The sequence below is a fragment of the Actinoplanes hulinensis genome, from assembly GCF_019429605.1.
GTDB lineage: Bacteria > Actinomycetota > Actinomycetes > Mycobacteriales > Micromonosporaceae > Actinoplanes > Actinoplanes campanulatus.
The window spans coordinates 312,704-335,087 of sequence record NZ_JAHXZI010000006.1 but is presented as its reverse complement, the minus strand read 5'-3'; the positions used below and the strand labels follow the sequence as shown (position 1 = coordinate 335,087).

Here is a 22,384-nt window from a genome sequence, read left to right as displayed (position 1 = left end):
GATCACAGCACCGGTGAACGGTGTACCTTCTCACGCATCAGGGACGCCTCGAGAAGGCGGCCCTGGCTCCGGAAGAGGTCGTGGGCGGCGCCCCACCGGCGGACCGCCTCCTCGGAGCCGCCCGGCATCGTGATCAGCAGGTCGCCGAGACGGGCCGTGGTGTTCGCCAGGGACGAGATGTTGCCCAGCCGTTCGTACAGGTCGATGGCCTTTTCGTAGTGCCGCCGGGCCGCCGCCGGCCGCCCGGCCGCCATCTCGACCGTGCCGAGGCCGTCCTCGGTGGCGGCCACACCGTTGTCGTTGCCGAGCCGGCGGTGGGCTTCCAGCGCCCGGAGGCAGCACCTCCGGCCGGCGCCGGGGTGACCGAGTGCGGCCAGCATCTCGCCGATCGCGTTGAGCTGGACGGCCGACCACCTCGGGTCGGGCAGCGTACGAAAGAGCCGCAACGCCGCGATGGCGTGGTGCAATGCCTCACGCCGGTTCTCGTGCTCAAGTTGCAGCGAGAGGGCGCGATGGGCCAACGCCCGGTGCACGAGGTCGCCGGGACGGATCAGATCGAGGGCGCGGCGCAGATGGTCTCGCGCGCCGATGCCCCCGATCCGGCCCAGGCACAGCTCGGCCAGCGCGATCACGTCCCGATCTTCGGTGCGCTCGGCAGCCGTCAGCCCGAGCCGCCACATCCGCTCGTGCGATTCGACCGTGCCGCGCCGGTACAGGTAGTCATCCATGCACCAGGCGAGCTGCCACACCTCCGCATGCCACCCGAGATCGGCGGCGGCCCGCTGCACCACCGGCAGAGTCGACTTCTCGGCGTCGAACCAGGCGAGCGCGCCCTGCTCCTCCTCCATCCGCTCGACCGCGACGTGCTCGGGGAGCGGCTCGATCGTGATCTCGGGCCGTGCCGGCGACAGCAGCCGCTGGCCGGCGTACGCGGAGTGCAGGTAGTAGCGCACCAGCCGGCGTACGGCCGGGTCGACCTCACCGGTGCTCTCCTCGTAGTACAGGCGGACGTGTTCGTGCATGCCGTACCGACCGGCGGCGTCGCGATGCACCAGCCCGGCGCGTTCGAACTCGCGGAGGACGAGCCGGCTCCCTCTGGGCGGCAGGCCGAACAGCGCGGCCGCCCCGCCCAATCCGACAAGCACCGGTGGCGCGGCGCTGAGCAGGCACATGGCTCGCCGGGTGGCCGGGTCGAACCGGTCCGACCAGGAGATCACCGTTCGCAATCCATCGAGGACGTCCAGCCGATCCGACCGACGGGCGAGTTGCGCCGCGACCGTCGTCAGCGGCTCGCCGGGATGCGCTTCCAACCGGGCGCCCACGATCCCCAGGGCGAGCGGCAGACCCGCACACGCCTCGATCAGCGTAGCGACCGCCGCCTGCTGGCCTGCCATCCTGGTCCGGCTCAGACGTACCTGGAGCGAGTCCGTCGACTCCGCCACGCTCATCGGTCGCAGCACGAGAGGGTACGCGTGCTCGCGAACCTCCAGGTCTCCCATGCGATCACGGCTGGTGATCAGCACAGTCGCGCCGTCGCCGGGAAGGAGCGCGCGGACCTGACCTGCATGGGCGGCGTTGTCGAGGACGACGAGCATGCCCGGGCCGGTGAGCTTCCGGTACAGGATGGCCGCACGGCGTGGATCGGCTGGGACGACGGCGCCGAGTGCGGTCAAGAACGCCTCCACTACCGACTCCGGCAGCTCCGGCTTCTCGCGATCGAATCCGTGCAGGTCGGCGTAGAGGACGCCGGACCGGAAGCGGCGGGAGTGGTCCTTCGCCCACCGGACAGCGAGGCAGGTCTTGCCCATCCCGCCCATCCCGCTGATCACCACGATTCGTTGCCGGGCGACCGCTTCGGTGATCTGTCGCATCGCGTCGGCGCGTCCGGCGAACGCGGAAAAGGCGCGCGGCAGCATGCGGGGCCGGGCGGTGCGCCGCTTCGGCGGCCGGACGGACTCGCGGGCCAGCCGGAACGCCTTCTCCCGGTCGGCCGGGCCGGCGCCCAGCGCACGGAGGATGTCCTCCAGTACATCATCACCGGGCGCCTTGCGTCCCTTGAAGACATCGGCGACATGGGAGTACGCGCGCCCACCGGCCCTCTCGCCGATCACGCGGAACGAGAGCCGGCGGTTCTCGCGCCGTCCGGCGGCGTCCCGGAGCAGAGCCAGGAAATCCCGCAGATCCTCGGTGGGCACCTTTCCGAGTATCGGTGTTCGCTGCCACGATCGCCCTTTTCAGAGTGTTCTGCCTGCTCGGAGAGGTGCCGTGTGCGCTGGCGAACCATCCGTGAAGGCGCGGCGGCCACGCTGAAGGGTGGAAGGGAGACGCTTTCATGGCGACGTCTACAAAGCCCAGGCAGCAGGCGCAGCGTGCCGGCCGTGACAACACCCGGATCCAGAACGTCCGGGGCTCGAAAATCATCATCGGGGACGGCGGTCTCGGCATCCTCGGCAGGCTCGCGGCGGTGGCCACCATCCTCGGCACGATCATCGCGCTTCTCGTGGCGATGCGGCCGGACGCGCGGCACCGGGCCACGCCGCAGCCGTCGTACTCGACGACCGCGTCACCGGCCGCCACCCCGGTGTTCGCCCGCGTCGTCAACTCCGGCTCGGATGGGATCTACACATACCCGCAGCCGCGCCGGGGCGCGCACTACCCGGACGGGTACCTGGACGGAAGCCTGGTCGAGGTGGTGTGCCAGGAGCGGGACGGCGAGAACGTGCGGGACCGTGACCCGGCACCGGGCCAGCCGTCGGACTGGGCCGTCTGGAACCGGCTGACCACCGGCCGGTGGATTCCGGACATGTGGACGGATCTGCCCAAGGTTCCGGGTTCGGCGCCACCGCATGGTCTGCCGCGCTGCTGAGACACCGGGTCCGGGCCATGCGGCACCACGGCCCGGACCCGGGCTGGCCAGCCGTTCCTACGCTGGCGGGATGCGGCTGACGGAGATGAGCGGCACCTGCTACCGGACCTCGATCAGTGTGCTGGGACGGCCCGGCGGCGGCATCCGCTGGGTCCTGATCCCGACGATCCACATGGGGCACGCGGACTACTACTGGGAGATCTGGCAGCGGCTTCGCACCTGTCAGGCGGTCATCGCCGAGCAGTACGACGGGCCCAGCTCGACCGGGCTCGCCTACGTCACCGCGATGCGCTGGACCGGGCAGCGGGTGGCCCGGCAACTGGTGCACCAGGACATCGACTACGGCGCTCTGGACGTACCGATCATCTTTCCGGACGCGCACCTGGGGCCGGAAGCGCGGCCGGACCGTCGCCTGCCCCGCGAGACGTGGGCGGGTCTCGCCGTGATGACCCCGGTTCTCGCCATCCGGATGGCCCTCACCGGCTCCGAACTGGTGGAGGGCATGACGTCGCTGGAACTGACCGACGAGAGCAGGCCGCGGTTCGCCGACGAGTACCTGACCCGGGTCATCCTCACCGAACGCGACGAGCTGCTGCTCGACGCGATCGGGAAGATCGACGGCGAGTTCGCGGCGGAGGACATGGAGGTCGCCGTCGTCTTCGGCGCCCTGCACATCCCGGTCGTGGTCCGCGAGCTGCGGAGGATCGGCCACCGGGTCGAGCCGGGCACCCGGTGGCTGACCGCGATCGACTTCGAGGAGCCGCCGTACCTGCGCAAGCCCAGCCTGGACGGCTGGATGGACTGGTGATCGCGAATGGATGATCTACTAAACGGGTGAGTGATCTACGCGAGACCGTCGTCCGGTGGCAGCGCGGCTGGTCGGTGGCCCGGTCCCTGCCCCTGGCGGAGACGGTCGACGGCGGGCTGCGGTCGGACTGCCGGCAGCCGACCCGCGATGTCGAGTATCTGGCCCTCGACGTGGATCCGGCCACCCTCGCCGGGCTGGCCGGCCGGGTCGCGGCGGAACGGACGGTGACCTGGCTGACCGTGCCGACCACCGATCCGGACGCGACGGCCGCGGCGCTGGAGGCGGCCGGGCTGGTGCTGTTGCAGAAGTCCGAGGCGATGATGACTATCGACCTGCGGGAGCATCCCCGGCGGGAGGCGGCCGCCGGCTACCGGGTCGAGACCGTCCGGTCCGGTGCGGTGGTGACGGCCACCGTCGTCCACGAGTCGGGTGAGATGGCCGCGTGGGGCACCGCCGGGCTGTCCGGCACGGACGCGGTCGCCGACAGGATCGAGACGCATGCCGCCCACCGGCGCCGGGGCCTGGCCAGCACCGTGATGGGCTCGCTGGCGGCCGCGGCGGTGGCTGCGGGCGCCGAGCATGGCCTGCTCGTCGCGAGTGTGGACGGCCAGATCGTCTACCCGCGGCTTGGCTGGCGGACGATCGCCCACGTGCTGATCGCCACCACCCCCGGCCGAGTCGCCACAGACTAGCGGAGTTCGCGCAGGTCGAGGGCGTAGAGGAGCTTGTCGTACCGGGCCTCGCCGACGGCCACGAAGCGGTCGAGACGGCCGTACTGGTGGAAGCCGAGTTTCTTGTAGAGGGCCGCCGCGCGGGTGTTGTCGCCGCGCAGGTCGAGGGTGAGGACCTCGATCCGGTGGCGCAGCGCGGCCGCGATCAGCGCGGTCAGCAGGGTCCGCCCCAGGCCGAGGCCCTGCCGGTCCGGGTCGACGGCGAGTTTCTCCAGGTCGGCGTTGGGACGGTGGGTGGGCCGGTCGTAGCGGCGCCAGTACCCGAATCCGGCCACCTCCTCGCCGCCGTCGGCGGGGACGACGGCCAGGGCGATCGCGGCGTCACCGGACGGGACGGCCGCGGTCAGCGTGTCCAGGAGGGCGACCACCTCGGCGGCCGGCGGGGGCTCCACCCAGCCGAGCGCCGCGCCACCGGCGACCAGGGCGCGCAGCAGTGCCACGACACCGGCGGTCTCCCCCTCGGTCAGCCCGTCGGATCCGATCAGCCGCACTTCCCAGTCGCCCACGGCGGAAGTCAACCAGAATCTCCGGTCAGCAGTTCGATGACCTCGGCCTCGGTCTTCTCCGGACGCCCGGGTTCGATCACCTCGCCGCTCTCGTGGGACTCGATGACCCGCGGGTCGTCTGCGCAGGTCAGCGCGGTACGGCCGCATGCTGGACCTCGTCGGCGGCGGCGAGCACCTCGTCGGGGGTGATCGCGAGCAGCGCGGGGTGGACCGGGCCGGGCAGGTCGCCGCGTTCGCTGCGGGTGCCGTGCCAGATCGGGCGATGGTAGGGCCGGTCCGGCGGCGGTCCCCAGCGTTGCGGCGACACCGGGCCGAACAGGGTGACCGACGGCGTCCGGTAGGCGGTGGCGAGATGGGCGACCCCGGTGTCGCCGCTGATCACCAGCCGGGCGGACGCGACCAGGGCGGCGAGTTCGTTCAGCCCGGTGCGCGCGACCGCCTCCTCCGGGAGCCCGGCGAGCGCGCTCACCCGTACACATAGGTCTCTCTCGGCGGCGGAACCGGTGATCAGCGGGTGGTGACCCGCGGCGCGCAACCGTCGTGCGACGGCCGCGTAGCGGTCCGGAGGCCATCGCCGGGCCGGGGATTTCGCGCCGGGATGGATGATCGTCATGCCGGTGGGCACGTCCGCGTGCGGCGCTTCAAGATCAAGATCAATGTCCAAGCAGGGTACGCCGTAATAGCGCACCAACCGGCACCAGCGCCGGACCTCGTGTTCGTCGTCGTGCCAGCCGGGCCCGTCGTGGTGCCCGGCCGGGGTGCTGGCGAACGCCCACAACGCGCCCGGGCGCAACGCCATCAGGCGGCGGTGCGATTCCGGACCGGAGCCGTGCAGGTTGACCGCGAGCCGGGGCTCGGTGGGAGCGCCGTCGAGGGGTTCCAGCTCGCGGGCCGGGACGATCCGGTCGATACCGCCGATCGTGACGATCAGCGGGGTGAGCCAGGCGGGGGCGGCCAGGGCCAGGGTCTCGCCGGGAAAGGCGGCGCGGAGCCCGCGCAGGGCGGGCACCGCGGTCGCCAGATCTCCCACGCCGAGCGCGCGCAGGACCAGGATCACGGGTACGAGCTCTCCGTCTCCGCCGCCACGACGAGTTCCCGGACCGCGCAGCCGGGCGGCTGGCTGAGCGCGAACAGCACCGCGGCGGCCACGTTGGCCGGATCGTTGAGGATCGCGTCCGGTCCCGGCTTGTACCTGTCGTCGCGGTCGTCGAAGAACCTCGTCCGCATGCCGCCGGGGATCAGCAGCGTCACGTTGACCTGCCCGGCGAGTTCGGCGGCCAGCGCCCGGGTGAAGCCGACGACACCGAACTTGGCGGCACAGTAGGCGGTGGCGTCCGAGACGGCCTTGATCCCGAGGGTGGAGGAGATCGTCACGACACCGCCGTGCGACCGCTTGAGCGCGGGGATCGCGGCGCGGATCACCGCGGCGGTGGCGAGCAGGTCGACGGCGACGATCCGGTCCCAGGTCTCGCCGGGAACGTCCTCCAGGGTGCCGGGCACGTCCATGCCGGCGGCGGTGACCACGCCGTCGAGGGTTCCGCCGGCGCGGGCGATCACCTCGGCCGTGGCCCGTTCGGCGGCGCGGGTGTCGGCCAGGTCGCACTCGATCCAGTCGACGCCCGGCTTCGGGGCTTGCCGGTCGATGACGTACGGGCGGCCGCCGGCCTTGACGACGGCGTCGACGACCGCGGCGCCCAGGCCACTGGATCCTCCGGTGACGATGACTGCGTCCATGCGCTACCTCCTGCGTGCTTCGGCGATGGTTTTCGTGGTGGAGCGGCCGTCCAGGTACGGCACGATCACGGTCTGGCCGCCCCAGCGCTGGACGATCTCGGTCTCCGGCAGCGTGTCGTAGTCGCCGCCCTTCACCCAGACGTCGGGGCGCAGCCGGGCCAGGACCGGTTCCGGGGTGGGCTCGTCGAAGACGACGACGGCGTCGACGCAGTCCAGGGCGGCGAGCAGGCGGCCGCGGTCCTCCTGGCCGGTGAGCGGGCGGTTGTCGCCCTTCAAGCCGCGGACCGAGGTGTCGCTGTTGAGGCAGACGATCAGGCAGTCGCCCAGCGCACGGGCGGCTTCCAGCGTGGCGAGATGGCCGGCGTGCAGCAGGTCGAAGCAGCCCCCGGTGGCGACGACGGTGCCGCCGCGGGCGCGGACCGCGGCGGCGAGCCGGCCGGCTTCGTCGGCGCCGATCCTGCCCTCGCGGCCAGCTCTTCCAAATATTTCGTGATCTCCGGCCACGTATTCTGATGCTGCGGCGACCGCCTCACCGACCGCCTCCGAGACCAGAGCGCCCTCGGCGAGAGCCACCGCGGCCGCGACGGCGAACGCGTCCCCGGCACCACAGGTGTCACCGGACGACGCCACCGGAACCGGCACCACCAGCGGTGTCGGGCCGCCCTGGCAGAGCACCGCGCCGCCCGCGCCGCGGGTCACCACCACCGCCGCGGCTTGCCAGCGCTGCCGCAGGGCGTGCCCGGCCCGCTGGGCGATGGCCAGCCCGGACCCGTTTCCGGCGTCGCCGGACAGCCGCCGCGCCTCGGCCTCGTTCGGGGTGACGAGACGGCAGTTCGGCACCGGCGGCGGCCCGTTCGGGTGCGGATCCCACACCACCGGCGCCTTCGACTCCTCGACGGCGGCCCGCAGCGCCGGATGCCGGGCCACCCCGCGGCCGTAGTCGCTGACCAGGATGGCGCCCGCGTCGCGCAGCACGTCGAGCGCGGCGGCCGGGGCGTCGCCGGGCGGCTGGGGCGGGCCACCGCGGTCCAGCCGCAGCAGCACCTGGCCGCCAGCGTTCAGCCGGATCTTCTCCGGGGTGTCTCCGGGCAGCGGGAGCGCGTACGCCCGAATGCCGGCGGCTGTGAGCAGCTCGCTCAGCCGGGCCCCGGCGGCGTCCGGGGCGAGCGCCGTGACCAGCGCGACCTCGATCCCCCGCCGGGCGGCGAGCAGGGCCGCCAGGCCCGCGCCGCCGGGGCGCTCCGACACCCGCTCCTCGTCCAGGACCGGGGCGGGCGCGTCCGGGGCGATCCGGGTGACGGTGCCGTGCACGTCCCGGTCGAGCAGCGTGTCCCCGACGACGACCAACCTCGTGCCGCGACCTGTGCCGCGCTGCGGTGCCGCCGGACTCGCGCGGCCGCTCATGCGCTGACCATCTCCTCCAGCTCGTCGCGGCCCAGGTCCGAAGGGGCCAGGTGCCGGTCCACGTATTCGCACATCACGTGCACCGAGACCAGGTGCAGCTCCTGGACGACCTGGCTGTCCGGTGACGGGCAGCACAGCGCCTCGTGACAGATGTCGGCGAGCGGGTTGGGCCGTTCGCCGACCATCGCCCAGGTCCGCATGCCGATCTCCTCGGCGGCGCGCGCCGCGGCCAGCAGGTTGGGGCTGCGGCCGCTGGTGGAGAGCAGGAGCAGGATGTCGTCGCGGCGGCCGTGCGCCCGGACCTGGCGGGCGAACACCTCCTCGAAGCCGTAGTCGTTGCTGATCGCGGTGACCGCCGACGAGTCGGGGGTGAGCGCGATCGCGGACAGCGGGATCCGGTCCTCGCGCAGCTTGCCGACGAGTTCGGCGGCGAGGTGCTGGGCCTCGGCGGCGCTGCCGCCGTTGCCGGCGACCAGCAGCCGTCCACCGCCGGAGAGGTGACGGGCCAGGGTGGCGCCCCAGCGGGCCAGGCGGCCGGCCTGCTCCCGGTACGGCAGCAGCGCCTGGACGAGCCCGGTCAGGTGGACGTCGAGGGGGTTCAAACCGTGCTTCCTTTCGGCATGCCCTCCTGGCCCTCGTCTGCGAGGTCCTGGGAAGGTCCGGCGGAGTGCCACTCGGTGCAGTCGGTCATGCCACGACCTCCAGGTTGGCGACGGTCGAGTAGACGGCGGTCAGTCGTTCGGCGATGCGCGGCCACGAGTAGGAGGCGGCGGCCCGGTCGGCGGCCGCGGCGGCGTACCCGTACCGGCGGACCTCGTCCCCGGCGAGCCGGCGCAGCGCGACGGCCAGGGCGCGCGGGTCGCGGGGCGGCACCAGGTCGCCGGTGACGCCGTCGACGACCGTGTCGGTGAGCCCGCCGACCGCGGTGGCGACCACCGGCACCCCGCAGGCCATCGCCTCGAGGGGGGTAAGACCGAACGGCTCGTACCAGGGGGTGGCGGCGAGCACGTCGGCGGACCGGTACCAGGCCGGCATCTCGTGCGCCGGAACCGCGCCGGCCAGCCGGACCCGGTCGGCGACCCGGCAGTGCTCGGCGAGGGCCCGGAGCCGACGGGCGTACGGTTCGGCGTCGAGTGCCGCGGCCGGCGGACCGCCGACCACCACGAGCTCGGCGCCGGGCACGGCCGGCATGGCCCGGATGGCGTCCTCGATGCCCTTGCGCTCGACGAGCCGGGCCACCGTGAGGATCCGGCTCAGCCCGGGGGTGCGCTCCACCGCCGGCCCGCGCGAGCTGAACCGTTCGGTGTCGACCCCGGACGGCACCAGCGACATCCTCGACCGCGGCACCCCGAGGGGCAGCAGTTCCTCGACCTCGTCGCGGGACTGCACGATCACCCGGTCGGCGGCCCGCCCGATGTGCCGTTCGTAGCCGATCCGCCCGGGTGGGCTGGTGTCGGCGGCGCCCTGGTAGCGGCGTTTGACGGTGCCGAGGGCGTGGAAGGTCTGCACCACCGGCACCCCGCAGGAGTGCCCGGCGTCCAGGGTGGCCAGCCCGCTCATCCAGAAGTGGGCGTGCGCCACGTCCGGCATCCACTCGGCGCGCCAGTCGGCGGCCATCCACGCGGCGAAGGCGCCCATGTACGGCAACAGCTCGTCCTTGGGCAGCGCCTCGGCCGGCCCGGCCGGTACGTGGACCACGTCGGCCCGCTCCCCCATCGGCACGACCTCCGGCAGGTCCGGGCTGTCCCGCCGGGTGTAGACGCGTACCTCGTGACCGTTCGCGGCCAGGGCGGCGGCGAGTTCGGCGACGTGCGAGTTCTGCCCGCCCGCGTCGACGCCACCGAGCGCCGCGAGCGGGCTGGCGTGTTCGGAGATCATCGCGATGCGCATGTTTCCTCCTCCAGCAGTCGGTCCCAGTCGGCGAGGAAGCGGTCGATGCCGTACCGGGCCAGGGCCACCTGCCGGGCCTGGGCGCCGAGCCGGGCCGCCTCGTCGGGTTCGTCGATGAGCCGGCGGGCGGCCTCGACCAGGGTGTCCACCCGGGTGGAGAGGATCCCGGCGTCCGGCGGGACGGCGGCGATCGCCTCGGTGGTGGCCAGGGCCAGCACCGGCATGCCCATCTGCATGGCCTCGATGAGGCTGAGCCCGAGCGACGTCCACCGGCACAGGTGCAGGTAGGCGCGCCGCTGGGCGACCTCGGCGTGCATCTCGTGCTGGGGCGGGTCCTCGAAGGTGGTGACGCCGGCCAGTCCGGAGACGCCCATGCCGAAGACGTCCAGTGGGGCGACGGACGCGAACCGGGGGAACAGGTCGGTGCCGGTGACCCGCCCACGGCGTACCGGCTCGTTGGTGACCACGGCCAGGCGGGACAGCGAACCGGTCCAGCGGGCGGCCGGTTCGACGACGCCGTGCTCGATGACCGTGGTCCGGGTGCCGCCGCAGTCCCAGAACAGGTCGTTGAAGTCGGTGACGTGCGCGATGACCAGGTCGTCACGGTCGGCGAGCGGGTGCCGGGTGTCCGGCACGTCGCCCTTGGGCGTGTTGTGCTCGACGTAGATCACCGGCACGTGCGGCGGGATCAGGTCGAGTTCCCCGGGACGCTGGGCGATCGCCACGTCCACGTCACGGATCTCGGTGAGCGGCAGTTCCTCGACGGTGTCCGGCCAGTCGAAGGTACGGGCACGGCCGCGGCCCCACTCGTCGCGGGCCGGGTTGACCGGTACCAGGTACCGGTGCTTGCCCTGGACGAACGAGGTCGTCCAGGAGCCGTGCACGTGCCAGAGCAGGATGTTCACGCGGCCACCTCGTCGTGGTTCGGTTCGGGTACGGCGATGCCGAGACGGTGTACCGCCGCCAGCACGTCGTGCGGTCGGATGCCGGTCAGGCAGGGATGCCCGGGGACCGGGCAGCGGGTGGCCCGGGTGTCCCGGCAGGGTGCGCCCGCGTCGCCGAGCCGGACGGCGGGCACCCGGTAGGGGCCCCACCGGCCATAGGGGACGGTCGGCGCGTACAGGCTGATCACCGGGGTGCCGACGGCCGCCGCCAGGTGGGCCGGGCCGGTGTTGGCGACGATCAGGCAGTCGGCGCCGGAGAGCAGGGCGGCCAGCTCGGCCAGCGGCATCGGCCCGGGGTCGTCGGCGGCGTCCCCGGCCACGTAGGCGGCCAGATGCCGCTCTCCCGGCCCGCCGGTGACGACGACCCGGTGGCCCTGGTCGGCGAGGGCGGCCACGATGCGGCGCAGGTTCTCCGGCGGGCACGACCGGGCCTCGCAGCTCGCGCCCGGGTGCACCACCAGGTAGCCGCCACGCGGCCGGCGCGGGACGGTCACCCGCAGCCGCCCGTCGTCGCCCGCCGGGAGAACGAAACCCGCGGCTGCCGCGACGCTGCGGGCACGTTCCGGTTCGGGCAGCTCATCCGGTACGCGGTGCCGCACGTCCAGCAGCGTTCCCGGGTAGTCCTCGCTGATCGCGGTGATCCGCTCGACGCCGGCCATCCGCAGCAGCAGGGCCAGTGGCAGCGCCGACTGGTGGAACGAGGTGAACACGACGGCCTCGTCCGCGCCGACGGCCCGCAGCCTGTCGGTGAGCGCCCGCATGCCGGCCGGGTCGACCGGGCCCGGCTCGGGGTCGATCCACGGCAACCGCCATTCGACGATCTCGTCCACACCGGGCAGCAGTTCGGCGGCGGCCCGGCCGCGCGGGCCGCACAGCAGCACCACCCGGTCGGCGCCGGCCGCCAGGGCACGGATCGCCGGGCCGGTGACCAGCACGTCCCCGGCCGAGTCGGAGCGGACGGCCAGGATCGTGCCGGCGGCGCGCGGCCGGGGCGCCGGGCTGAGCAGCCGGTGCCGGTCGAGGATCAGGTCGGCGGCTCCGGCCAGGTCGGCGGCGCGGTGCGGTGCGGCCGCCACCTCGGCCTCCAGGGTGACCCCGGTCGGGACGAGGATCCCGGCGGCCCCGGCGGCGAGCGCCGCCTCCACGTCCCGGCCGATGTCACCGACCAGCACGCAGCGCTCCGGGGTGGTGCCGAGCGCGGCCGCCGCGGCCAGGACCAGACCGGCGGCCGGTTTGCGGCACGCGCAGCCGGCCGTGTCGTCGTGCGGGCACACCTGCCACGTGCCGAACGGGCCGAGCAGTTCCTCGACCCGTTCGTTCACGGCGGTCAGTTGCTCGGCGGTGAACCGGCCGCGGGCCAGCCCGGACTGGTTGGTGACCACGCCGAGCCGCAGGCCGGCGGCGCGCAGCCGGTCGAGGGCGGCCCTGGCGCCGGGCATCGGCCGGACCTTGAACGGGTCCCCGTTGTAGGGCACGTCCACGATCAGCGTGCCGTCCCGGTCGAACAGCACCGCGTCGTAGAGCGGCGCGCTCACCGGTTCCGCCTGCCGCGCGGCGCGGTGGAGCCGTCCGGCAGCGGAACGCACGGCGCCTCGGGAACCGGCCGGTGCGGCTCGGCGCCACGCCATCGGAGCCAGCCGCGCAGCCAGTGGGCGATCGCCACCGGGGGGATGACCGCGCTGGTCACCAGCATGGTGGCGACCTCGCGGGAATCGCGGGGGCCGGGGGCGATGCGGGCCAGCGCGAACTCGGCGGTCCCGGCCGCCCAGCCGGCCGCGGCCAGGGCGGCCACCGGCGACCAGGCCCGGCCACCGGTGGCCGCGCGCAGCAGGGCCGATCCGGCGGCCGCGGCCAGGCAGGCGGTGATCACGGCGTGCCGGTGCCGGCGGCCGGCCGGAATCCCGAGCACCGCATGCCAGTCCGGGCCGTAGAGGCGGCGCAGCAGAGCGTCGTCCGCGTTGCCGCGCTGTGTCCGTACGCTGATCCATCGATCTTCGGGACGGACCGGATGGGTGGCCCGGCGACGGCCGCGGTGCAGCTCCCAGCCCGCCAGCCGGACCCGGAGGGCCAGCTCGGCGTCCTCGCGGAAGGCGCGCGGCAGCCGTTCGTCGAAGCCGCCGGCGCGGGCCAGCGCGGCACGGCGGTAGGCCATGTCCGCGGTGAGCCACTCGCCGTCGGCGAGGGACGCGGTGACCCGCTCCCAGTCGGTGGGCGGCCGGTCCGGCGGCAGCGGCACCCGGAGGTCGCCCTGCACCCCGCCGACGGTCGGGGCCGCCGATCGCAGGTCGTCGACCAGCCGTTCGATCCAGTCCGGGTCGGGCAGCACGTCGTCGTCGAGGAACGCCACCCACTCACCCTCGGCGGCCCGCCAGCCGGTGTTGCGGGCCGCGGCGGGCCCGGCGGCACGGCCCGCGATCACCCGGGCCGGCACTTCGAGAGGGGTACGCCGGTCGGCCCGGTCGTCGACGATCAGCAGCTCGATGTCCGGCGGCACCGAACCGAGCGCGGCCAGCAGCGCGCCGAGGCTGACCCGTCCCACGGTGGGTACGACGATGCTGGCGAACGTCACTCCACGCTCCGGTGGGTCTGGGCGCGGTGCACCGCGAACGGGCCGAGGGCGAGCAGGTCGACCGGCGCCGACCCGAACAGTTCGAGGGCCTCGCGCGGGGTGTCGACCATCGGCCGGCCGGCCGTGTTGAGCGACGTGTTGACGACCACCGGCAGTCCGGTCAACCGCTCGAACTCCGTCAACATCGACGCCACGACCGGCTCGTCGTCACCATGTACGGTCTGCACACGTGCGGTGCCGTCGACATGGGTGACCGCCGGGATGCGGTCCCTCCAGTCCGGTCTCACCCGGTGGACGAAGAGCATGTACGGGCTCGGGTAGACGCCTTCGAAGATGTCGTGGAAGCGTTCCGCCCGGACCATCGGCGCGATCGGCCGGAACTGTTCGCGGCCCTTCACGTCGTTCATCCGGGTCTGGGTGTCCCGGTCGCCGGGGTGGGCGAGCAGCGACCGGTGCCCGAGCGCCCGCGGCCCGTACTCGCTGCGGCCCTGGTACCAGGCGACGATGCCGTTGCGGGCCAGTACCCCGGCGGCCTCGGCGGCGATCGAGGCGGGCCGGCTGTACGGCACGGCGGCCCGGCGCAGCTCGGCCTCCAGCTCGTCGTCGCTCCAGCCGCGGCCCAGCGCGGCCGTGGTGAACGGCAGGTGCTCGCCGTTGACGGCGAGCGCGGCCCCGAGCGCGGTGCCCGCGTCACCGGCGGCCGGCTGCACCCACACCCGCCGGAACGGGCCCTCGGCGGCGATCCGGGCATTGGCCACGCAGTTGAGCGCGGTCCCGCCGGCCATGGTGAGCGTGGGCAGCCCGCCGGCCGCCTGGTACGTCCACCGGGCCAGGTCGAGCAGCACCTCCTCGAGGCGTTTCTGCACGCTGGCGGCGAGGTCGGCGTGCGCCTCGGTCATCTCCTCGCCGTCGGTCCGCGGTTTGGCGAGGGCGTCCCAGTCGATCCGCTCGACGGTGAACCCGCCGTCGTCGCCGGCCCGGACCAGGTCACGCAGCAGGCCGAGGTACTTGGGCCGGCCGTAGGAGGCGAGCGCCATCACCTTGTACTCGTCGCTGGAGTGCAGGAAGCCGAGATGCCGGGTGAGGTCCTCGTAGAGCAGACCGAGCGAGTGCGGCAGATCCTGGCCGTACAGCACGTCGAGCCGGCCGTCCCGGTAGGCCCCGGCCAGGTGGCTGGCCCGCTCTCCGCGCCCGTCGAGCACCAGCACGGCGCTGTCCCCGGGCACGCTGAGCCCGGCCGAGGCGGCGTGCGCCACGTGATGCGGCACGAACCGCACCTGCTCGGGGTCGAGGCCGGGCAGCGCGGTCGCCAGGAACTGCGGGGCCCGCCGGGCGTAGTCGGCGCGCAGGTGGTCCCAGGGATCGTCGAGGCCCATCTCGGCGGCATCCCGGCAGAGCCCGGGGTCGAACGAGTAGGCGACCGCGTCCAGGTCGCCCGGCCGCAGCCCGGCCTGTTCCAGGCACCAGGCGGCGGACAGCTCCGGCAGCTCCCAGGCGGCGAACGGCACCGGCCGCTTGCCGTGCTTGCGGCGGCTGAACCGCTCCTCCTCCGCTGCCGCCACCACGCGACCGTCCACGATCACGGCCGCCGATGGGTCATGGAAGATCGCATTGATCCCGAGAACGCGCATGGCGGGCGGCATACCCCCGGATCTCCCCTTTAACCGCATGATCATCAACTTCCCCCGGATAGCTGGAATCCCCGTTTTCCTGCACTTTCACGGTGAACATTTGCCGTAAGGCATGTTTTCGGGCGATGCGGTGTGGGCAGACTGGCCGCATGCATGAGGTGGAACAGCTCATCGACGGCAGGTGGGCGCCGGGCACCGGCGGACGGACCCTGACCGTCACCGGCCCGTGCGACGACCGCCCGGTCACCCGGGTGCCGGTCGCCTCCGAGGCCGACGTCGCCGCCGCCGTGCGAGCCGCCCGCGCCGCCGCGCCGGAGTGGGCCCGCACCGCCCCGGCCGCCCGGGCCGCCGCCCTGCACGCCGCCGCGAACGCGATCGAGGCGGCGGCCGGCGAGCTGGCCGAGATCATGGCGGGCGAGATGGGCAAACCGGTCGACGGCGCCCGCGACTCGATCGCGGCCGGGGTCGGCACCCTGCGCCAGTACGCCGAGCTCGGCCCCACCCACCGCGGCCGCTCGCTGGCCGGGGACGACGGCGCGATCGACCTGATGGCGTACCGGCCGCGCGGCGTGGTCGCGGTGATCACCCCGTGGAACGACCCGGTCGCCGTCTCCTGCGGGCTGCTCGGCGCCGCCCTGGTCACCGGCAACACGGTGGTGCACAAGCCGAGCGAGCGCACCCCGGCGACCGGCTGGCGGCTGGCCCGGCTGTTCGCCCCGCACCTGCCCCAGGGCGTGCTCGACGTGGTGCACGGCGACGCCCCGGCCGGGGCCGCGCTGGCCGCCGGGGCCGTGGACGTGGTGGCGCACGTCGGCTCCACCGCCACCGGCCGGTCGATCGCCGCGGCCTGCGCCCGGACCGGCGCGAAGGCGCTGCTGGAGAACGGCGGCAGCGACCCGCTGATCGTGGACGCCGGCGTGGATCCGGTGTGGGCGGCCGGACAGGCGGCGCTCGGCGCGTTCGCCAACTCGGGGCAGATCTGCGTCGCCGTCGAGCGGATCTACGTGCACCGGGAGGTGGCCGAGCCGTTCGTCGAGGCGCTCGCCGCCGAGGCCGAGACCTGGGGCAAGCAGATCGGGCCGCTGGTCGACCGGCGGCTGCGCGACACCGTGCACCAGCAGGTGCGCGCCGCGGTCCGGGACGGCGCCACCCTGGTCTGCGGCGGCGCCGTCCCGGACGCGCCGGGCGCCTACTACCCGCCGACCGTCCTGACCGGCTGCACCGACGACATGCCGGTGATGCGGGAGGAGACGTTCGGGCCGGTCGCGCCGGTGCTCGTGGTGGACTCCTTCGAGGAGGCCCTGGAGCGGGCCGCCGACTCGCCGTACGGGCTGGCCGCCACCGTGCTGACGCCCAGCATGAGCCACGCCCAGCGGGCCTGGCGGGAGCTGCCGGCCGGCACCATCAAGGTCAACGCGGTGTTCGGTGGGGCGCCCGGCGGTGCCGCGCATCCGCGCCGCGGCAGCGGACAGGGCTTCGGGTACGGCCCCGAACTGCTCGACGAGATGACGGTGACCACAGTGGTGCACCTGGAGGCCCCGCCCACCGGCTGGTGAACAAGGCCGAACGAGGTATGTCGCCCGGACCGTCCGCACGGGAGCATCGTCGGCGTGACGACCGACGAGCTGTACGACGTGTGTGCGGCCGTCCGGGCCGGCGACTCGGACGGCAACGGCTTCTTCGTCGCCCCCGGGGTCCTGGTCACCTGCGCGCACGTGGTCCAGGACCACGCGGAGTGCACGGTCCACTGGCACGGCCGCGACTACCCGGGCACGGTCCGCTGGCGGCGCCCCGAACAGCGGCCCGACGACGGCTGGACCCCGCTGCCGGATCTCGCGGTCGTGGACGTGACGATCGGCGACGAGCATCCGTACGCCGATGTGCAGCGCGCCCCGCACCCCGACGAGGCCCACCCGGGCGAGGTCCGGATCGCCGGCTACCAGCGGCTGTTCAGCGACCGGCCCACCCTGGTCCACGGCCGGTACCGGATCGACGGCCCGACCGAGGCGGACGGCGTCCGGTTCCTCCAGATCGGCGACGACACGGTCGAGCCGGGGATCAGCGGGTCACCGGCGTTCGACGTGCGGACCGGGCGGGTGATCGGGCCGGTCAAGGCCACCCGCGGCGGCGAGCACGGGGCCCGGGGCGGCTGGGTGGTGCCGCTCGCCGGCGTACCCGGCCTGGAGGGTCTGGACGGCAGTCCCGGCTGGAAGGCGGCCCGCCGCCGCTGGCTGGTCCCGAAACTCGGCGCCATCCTGCACCGGCCCGGTGAGCGCGCGCCCCGCGGCGGCGCCCACGGCAGCACCGCCGACCTGCTGCGCCCGGAGCGCGGCATCGTGCCGTTCGAGGGCCGCGACGCCGAGATCGAGGCGCTCACCGCCTGGTGCGACTCGGCCGAGCCGTTCTCGGTGCGGCTGGTCACCGGCGCGGGCGGCGTCGGCAAGACCCGGCTGGCCGGGCAGCTGGTCAGCCGCCGGCACGAGCACGGCTGGGTGGCCGGGTTCCTGCGGCCGGTGGACCGGATGGATCCCGGCCCCGGCCCGGTCGACCGGCTGATCGAGGCGCTCGACCGGCTGGGCGAACCGGCGCTGATCGTCGCCGACTACGGCGAGGACCACGTACGCCTCAGGCATCTGATCTCCGAACTGGACGAGCTGGCCCGCTCGGAGCGCCCACCGATCCGGCTGCTGGTCCTGGCCCGCCGGGCCGGCGCCTGGTGGGAGGACGTCGGCATCGGCATCAGCGCCTCCCTGATGACCAGCCTGGACACCCGGGTCTGCCGGCTGCACCTGTCCGGTGTCGCGCCCGGCGACTGGACCGGCGAGTACGAGCGGGCCCTGGCCGCGTTCGCCGTCCACGCCGGGGTGCCGCCCGGACCGCCGGGCCCGCCGCCGGACTTCCGCGGCGACACCCCGCTGCTGCACCTGCACGCCGCGGCCGTGGTGGCCGCCCTGAACCCGGGCACTGTCGCACGCAGCGGTGTGGACGCCCTCGATGCCGTTCTGGAACACGAGCACGTCTACTGGAAGGCCACCGCCCGCGTCGCCGGGTTACGCCTCGACCCGGTGGCGCAGCGCCGGGCCGTGGCGCTGATGAGCCTGGCCGGCGCCACCACCGAGGCGGAGGGATGTGCCCTGCTCGGTGACGTGCTGGGCTGGCGGCCGGAACGTGCCGAGCCGGTCGCGGAATGGCTGCACGACCTGTACGACGGCTCCCAGCACGGCGCCGGCTACTGGACCCCGCTCGGCCCCGACCTGCTCGCCGAACGCCTCGCCGCCGTGGTCTGCGAGGCCGAGCCGGACCTGCCCCGGAAGGTCGCCGCAAACGTCGACGACCGCCGGGCCGGGCAGGCCCTGACCGTGCTGGCCCGGGCCGGACGGCACTCGCCCGGCGCCGCGGCCACCCTCAAGGACCTGCTCGGCACCGACATCCGCCGGCTGGTGCCACTGGCCGTACGCCTCGCCCCGTCGGTCGGCGGTGAACTCGGCAACGCGGCCGGCGCCGTGGTCGAGGCGCAGCTGGCCCTGGACGACGACCTGTTCTACGAGGTCGGCTCCTACCTGCCGGACCACGTCGAATGGGCGCTCAAGGACCTGGCCGTCGTGGTCCTCGGCAAAATCCTGGACGCGGCCGGCCACGACGGGTTCGAGGAGTCGGTGGTCGTCATGTTCCGCATCACGATCGCCCGCTACCTGCTGGTCGGCGGCCAGTTGCGGGAGGCCCTGAACCGGCTGGAGCCGGCGGTCCGGATCACCCCGGACGGCCCCGAGCGCACCGGCCAGCTCGTCGAGGCGCTCACCCTCAAGGCGCAGCTGCACAACGGTCTCGGGCAGCCGGGCGAGGCCAGCGCCGCCTCCGGCCGGGCGCTGCGGCTGCTGCGCCGGGCCAGCGGGCTCAACGACGTACAGGTGGCCGAGGCCAGCCTGGGTCTCGGCCAGATCCTGATGTCGCAGGGGTCGGCCACCGAGGCGTCCGCGTTCTTCACCGAGGCGCACCGCGCCTACCAGCGGATCGGCATGAACCCGGTGGCCGCCATGCAACTGGCCATCACCCTGGCCAGCAACGCCATGAACCTGGTCGTGGTCGGCGACCACGACCAGGCCACCCGGCTCGCCCAGCAGGCCGTGGACACGCTCGCGAGCATCCCCGGCGACCACCCGGTCTACCGCACGGCCTCGATCTTCGTGGGCCATCTGCGTCTCCAGGTCCTGGCCATCGGCACGGTCACCGCCGACACGCTGGCCGAGGCGGAGGACCTGTTCGCGCTGCTGCGCGCCGAGCCGCCCAGCTACACCCAGATGCAGATCCTGCTCGCGCAGTCCCTGGTGGTGTCGATCGGCATCGCCGTCCAGCTGGACGACCACGACCTGGCCCGGCGCTGGTCCGACGAGTCGTTCCGGGTCGCCGAGCGGGTCAGCGGCCTGGCCATCGGCGTGCACCTGCGACGGTCCGCGCACTGGGCCGCGGCCCGGCTGGCGATCTTCACGGACCGCAACGCCGACGCCGAACGGCACCTGGTCGAAGGGCTGCGCGGCACCGTGCCCGACGACGTCAGCGAGCCGGGCTTCGCGGTCCGCGACGGCGAGATGTGGCGGATGCTGGGCCTGCTGCGCATCGAGGCCGGTGACCTGTCCGGCGCGATCAGCGCCGGCAGCCAGGCCAAACGGCAACTCGAGGCGGTCGTCGCGAAGGCGCCGGCGATGTGGGCGGCGGCCGGGCTGCCCACCGTCGCCGGGGAGCTCGCCGACTGGCAGGAACAGCACGGCCTCGGCCTCCAGGCGTACCGGACGACCCTGGACCTGGTCGACGTGTGCCGCCGCCGGATCGCCGCGAACCAGCCGATCGGCGAGACCGACCTGTTCCAGGCGCTGGCCCGGGCCGCGATCCGGGCCGCGCACTTTCTCGACGTCGACGCCACCGGGACGTATGCCGTCGAGGCCGTCGCGCTGGGCGCCCAGCCGGCCGCCGACCGCCGGCCGGGCGCGGCCGAGACGATGGCGCTGGCCCGGCTCGCCCTGGCCCACCACCTCATCGGCGCCGACCCGGCCGGCGCTCACGCCCAGTTCGGCGCGGTCCGGGAACTGCTGCCCCCGCTGGCGGACTCGTCGGCGTTCGGCCTCAACCTGCACAGCCGGGTCGCCGCCGGGCTGCTCGCCGCCGCCGGAGACGACACCGCCATGGCGGACGCCCGCGACTACGACCGCGCGATCCGGGAGCAGGCGGTCACCGACGGCGTCGACCTGCCGTTCACCCGCGACCGGCTGGTGCACCTGCTGTCGCTGCACTGCCGGCTGCGCCACGAGCACGACAGCGCCCGCCGGATCGGGCAGCGGGCCGGTGACCCGCCCGTGCCGTACACGTCCGAGCATCTGATGCGCGTCATCGAACTCCACGACGGCGGGGTGATCGCCCACGTCGACGACCGGCCGGGGCACGCCCGCCGCCTGTTCACGGCCGCGTTCTCCCTGGCGCCGGAGAAGGATCCGGCCGACCCGGAGGATCCGATCGCGTCCACCCTGCTCGTCCGGCTGGGACTGCTCGGCTACCACCTCACCGACGTGGCGGCCGGCACCGGCAAGGCGCGGGAGCTGCTGGACCGGACCCGCGGTGGAAGCACCCTGCCCGACCGCGCCCTGCACGCCGGGGTGGCCGCCGGACTGGCCGTCGACGCGGCCCACGACGGCGACCCGGAGGAGGCCGCCGCCCTGTGGTCGGAGGTCCGCGCGATCCTCGACATGCCCGGCCCGAACGCCGCCGACTGGCTGGGGCTGCCGCTCTACGACATGGCCATGGCGTTCATCGAGGTCGTCGATGCGGAAACCGCTCTCCAGGTGTGCCAGTACGCCGAACCGGTGGCCCGCACCTACGACGAGCAGATCGCGCTCATCGAGTTGCGGGGGCTGCGCGGCCTGCTTCTGTCCGACCTGGACCGGCCCGCCGAGGCGATCGGCGACCTTCGCCACTGCCTCGACCGGGATCCCACCCTCGACCCGCCGGTGCGCGCTCCCCGCGGCCGGGTCGCCCTGATGCATCGTCATCTGGGCCGCTGCCTGCGCCGTACCGGCCGCCTCGCCGACGCCGAACCGGTCTACGCCGCCGGGCTGGCGACAAGCCGCTCCCTGCACGACACCGACCGCGCCGACCCGGACCTCGCCGCGCTGCTCGCCGGCGACCTGGCCGAGGCCGTCACCGTCGCCCGCCACTCCGGGCGCCTCCGCGAGGCCGTCGAACTGGCCATGGAGGCCTTCGCGCTCTGCCGCCACACCCCACTGCCCGGCCTTCTGCCGGTCGCCGCCGCCGAGGCGGGCCTGCTGCGCAGCGCCGTCCGCGACCACCGGATCGCCTGCCGCCTCACCGCCCGCGCCGTCACCCTGGCCGGTTCCCGCCCCGTCACCCCGGCCGGCTCCCGCCCCGTCACCCCGGCCGGCTCCCGCCCCGTCACCCCGGCCGGTTCCCGCCCCGTCACCTCGGACGCCGAGGCCACCACGATCCTGCTGCACGCGGCGGTCACCCACCTGCGCGCCGACCGCCCCGGCCCGGCCGCCGACTACGCGTGCGCCGCGGCCGCCCGCTACGGCTGGCCCGCGGTCCCCGGCGGCCCCTGCACCGAGGTCCTCACCCGCTTCGCGCAGGCCCTCACCGCCGCGGCCGGCCGAAACCCCGAAAACCCCGCCGCCCTGACCCAGGCACAATCCGCACGCCTCATCCTCCGAGCCCTACGCGCAGACCCGGCCCACATCGACGAGGCCACCGAAACCTACGTCACCGTCCGCCGCACCCACGGTTTCCCCTGATCCCGTACGGGACTGCCGAGTCCCGCAGCACCCCGCGACCACCTGCCCACTCCGGCCCGTGCCGCGCCCACCGGGCTGAGCTGCCCCCGCACCCCGCACCCCCGCACCCCGCACCCCCGCACCCCCTCATCCCTCACCCCACCGCCCGCGATCTTGGACGATTTCCCACCGCAATCGGTGGCAAGCCGCCCAAGATCACGGAGGCCACCCGCGCCGGCAGGCCCCACGCCCGCCGCACCCGCCGCACCCGCCGCCGCCCACCCGCCGACCCGCCGACCCGCCGAACCCGCCGAACCCGCCGACCGCGATCTTGGACTATCGGCCACCGCAATCGGTGGCCAGACGTCCAAGATCGGCTAAAGCGTTCAACAGGCTGGCGGGTCCGCGCCGGAGAGTAGTGAGCCGCCCCGCTGGTTCCCTGGGCGGCGGCGAGCTCGTATCCAGTCTCATGGTGCTGCCGATTCCCGGATCGGGAGGGGACAACGTCCCCTAGGAGGTGGCCGTGTT

15 protein-coding genes and 1 pseudogene are annotated in these 22,384 nt (G+C 74.2%); 5 read left to right on the top strand and 11 right to left on the bottom strand.

Annotated features, from left to right (window positions below; translation table 11 throughout):
- Window positions 1-2: 2 nt before the first annotated feature.
- On the bottom strand, window positions 3-2,195 hold the full coding sequence (locus tag KZ829_RS13910) for a tetratricopeptide repeat protein (RefSeq protein WP_220144287.1): 2,193 nt from the start codon (window positions 2,193-2,195) through the stop codon (window positions 3-5).
- A 137-nt stretch (window positions 2,196-2,332) separates the two neighbouring features.
- Here KZ829_RS13910 and KZ829_RS13905 point away from each other — a divergent pair, with 137 nt between their 5' ends.
- From KZ829_RS13905 to KZ829_RS13895, 3 genes are all read left to right on the top strand, one after another.
- Window positions 2,333-2,866 carry a hypothetical protein gene (locus KZ829_RS13905; protein ID WP_220144286.1) on the top strand — a complete coding sequence of 178 codons (534 nt, stop codon included), beginning with the start codon at window positions 2,333-2,335 and terminating at the stop codon, window positions 2,864-2,866.
- 70 nt (window positions 2,867-2,936) lie between these two features.
- Entirely contained in the window at window positions 2,937-3,674 is a 738-nt protein-coding gene (locus tag KZ829_RS13900; RefSeq protein WP_220144285.1) for a hypothetical protein, read from the top strand.
- A gap of 26 nt (window positions 3,675-3,700) precedes the next feature.
- Window positions 3,701-4,366, top strand: a complete 666-nt coding sequence (locus KZ829_RS13895; protein ID WP_220144284.1) for an N-acetyltransferase — start codon at window positions 3,701-3,703, stop codon at window positions 4,364-4,366.
- Here KZ829_RS13895 and KZ829_RS13890 read toward each other — a convergent pair.
- The 10 genes and pseudogenes from KZ829_RS13890 to KZ829_RS13845 all read right to left on the bottom strand — a co-directional run bounded on the left by KZ829_RS13890 (window position 4,363) and on the right by KZ829_RS13845 (window position 15,083).
- Window positions 4,363-4,911 carry a GNAT family N-acetyltransferase gene (locus tag KZ829_RS13890; RefSeq protein ID WP_308285472.1) on the bottom strand — a complete coding sequence of 183 codons (549 nt, stop codon included), beginning with the start codon at window positions 4,909-4,911 and terminating at the stop codon, window positions 4,363-4,365. The two genes, KZ829_RS13895 and KZ829_RS13890, sit on opposite strands and share 4 nt — an antisense overlap.
- 127 nt (window positions 4,912-5,038) lie before the next feature.
- Window positions 5,039-5,968 (bottom strand): glycosyltransferase family 9 protein, encoded by a 930-nt coding sequence (locus KZ829_RS13885; protein WP_220144282.1) that lies wholly within the window; start codon window positions 5,966-5,968, stop codon window positions 5,039-5,041.
- Complete coding sequence (locus KZ829_RS13880) at window positions 5,965-6,645, bottom strand: SDR family oxidoreductase (RefSeq protein WP_220144281.1); 681 nt, start codon at window positions 6,643-6,645, stop codon at window positions 5,965-5,967. The genes KZ829_RS13885 and KZ829_RS13880 overlap by 4 nt, the downstream gene beginning before the upstream one ends.
- Window positions 6,567-8,049 (bottom strand): annotated as a pseudogene (locus tag KZ829_RS13875) (PfkB family carbohydrate kinase); the annotation flags it as partial. The pseudogene KZ829_RS13875 and the gene KZ829_RS13880, both read right to left, overlap by 79 nt.
- Complete coding sequence (locus tag KZ829_RS13870; protein ID WP_220144279.1) at window positions 8,046-8,651, bottom strand: D-sedoheptulose-7-phosphate isomerase; 606 nt, start codon at window positions 8,649-8,651, stop codon at window positions 8,046-8,048. The gene KZ829_RS13870 and the pseudogene KZ829_RS13875, both read right to left, overlap by 4 nt.
- An 85-nt stretch (window positions 8,652-8,736) precedes the next feature.
- Window positions 8,737-9,939, bottom strand: coding sequence for a glycosyltransferase (locus KZ829_RS13865; RefSeq protein ID WP_220144278.1), 1,203 nt, complete (start codon window positions 9,937-9,939; stop codon window positions 8,737-8,739).
- The gene (locus KZ829_RS13860; protein ID WP_220144277.1) at window positions 9,924-10,844 is read right to left on the bottom strand and encodes a glycosyltransferase; all 921 of its coding nucleotides are present in this window, start codon (window positions 10,842-10,844) and stop codon (window positions 9,924-9,926) included. The genes KZ829_RS13865 and KZ829_RS13860 overlap by 16 nt, the downstream gene beginning before the upstream one ends.
- The gene (locus KZ829_RS13855) at window positions 10,841-12,511 is read right to left on the bottom strand and encodes an HAD-IIIA family hydrolase (protein ID WP_220144276.1); all 1,671 of its coding nucleotides are present in this window, start codon (window positions 12,509-12,511) and stop codon (window positions 10,841-10,843) included. Before KZ829_RS13855 ends, KZ829_RS13860 begins: the two co-directional genes overlap by 4 nt.
- Complete coding sequence (locus KZ829_RS13850) at window positions 12,415-13,452, bottom strand: glycosyltransferase family 2 protein (RefSeq protein WP_220144275.1); 1,038 nt, start codon at window positions 13,450-13,452, stop codon at window positions 12,415-12,417. The genes KZ829_RS13855 and KZ829_RS13850 overlap by 97 nt, the downstream gene beginning before the upstream one ends.
- On the bottom strand, window positions 13,449-15,083 hold the full coding sequence (locus tag KZ829_RS13845) for a carbamoyltransferase family protein (RefSeq protein WP_220144274.1): 1,635 nt from the start codon (window positions 15,081-15,083) through the stop codon (window positions 13,449-13,451). The genes KZ829_RS13850 and KZ829_RS13845 overlap by 4 nt, the downstream gene beginning before the upstream one ends.
- A gap of 149 nt (window positions 15,084-15,232) precedes the next feature.
- Here KZ829_RS13845 and KZ829_RS13840 point away from each other — a divergent pair, with 149 nt between their 5' ends.
- The gene (locus tag KZ829_RS13840) at window positions 15,233-16,639 is read left to right on the top strand and encodes an aldehyde dehydrogenase family protein (RefSeq protein WP_220144273.1); all 1,407 of its coding nucleotides are present in this window, start codon (window positions 15,233-15,235) and stop codon (window positions 16,637-16,639) included.
- Window positions 16,640-16,693: 54 nt separating this feature from the next.
- Entirely contained in the window at window positions 16,694-21,877 is a 5,184-nt protein-coding gene (locus tag KZ829_RS13835; protein ID WP_220144272.1) for a trypsin-like peptidase domain-containing protein, read from the top strand.
- Window positions 21,878-22,384: the final 507 nt, after the last annotated feature.

What these genes read in the sequence shown, in the direction of transcription:
- KZ829_RS13905 (WP_220144286.1), top strand. Translation starts at nt 2,333, where the DNA reads ATGGCGACGTCTACAAAGCCCAGGCAGCAGGCGCAGCGTGCCGGCCGT.
- KZ829_RS13900 (WP_220144285.1), top strand. Translation starts at nt 2,937, where the DNA reads ATGCGGCTGACGGAGATGAGCGGCACCTGCTACCGGACCTCGATCAGT.
- KZ829_RS13880 (WP_220144281.1), bottom strand. Translation starts at nt 6,645, where the DNA reads ATGGACGCAGTCATCGTCACCGGAGGATCCAGTGGCCTGGGCGCCGCG.
- KZ829_RS13865 (WP_220144278.1), bottom strand. Translation starts at nt 9,939, where the DNA reads ATGCGCATCGCGATGATCTCCGAACACGCCAGCCCGCTCGCGGCGCTC.
- KZ829_RS13855 (WP_220144276.1), bottom strand. Translation starts at nt 12,511, where the DNA reads ATGGCGTGGCGCCGAGCCGCACCGGCCGGTTCCCGAGGCGCCGTGCGT.
- KZ829_RS13845 (WP_220144274.1), bottom strand. Translation starts at nt 15,083, where the DNA reads ATGCGCGTTCTCGGGATCAATGCGATCTTCCATGACCCATCGGCGGCC.
- KZ829_RS13840 (WP_220144273.1), top strand. Translation starts at nt 15,233, where the DNA reads ATGCATGAGGTGGAACAGCTCATCGACGGCAGGTGGGCGCCGGGCACC.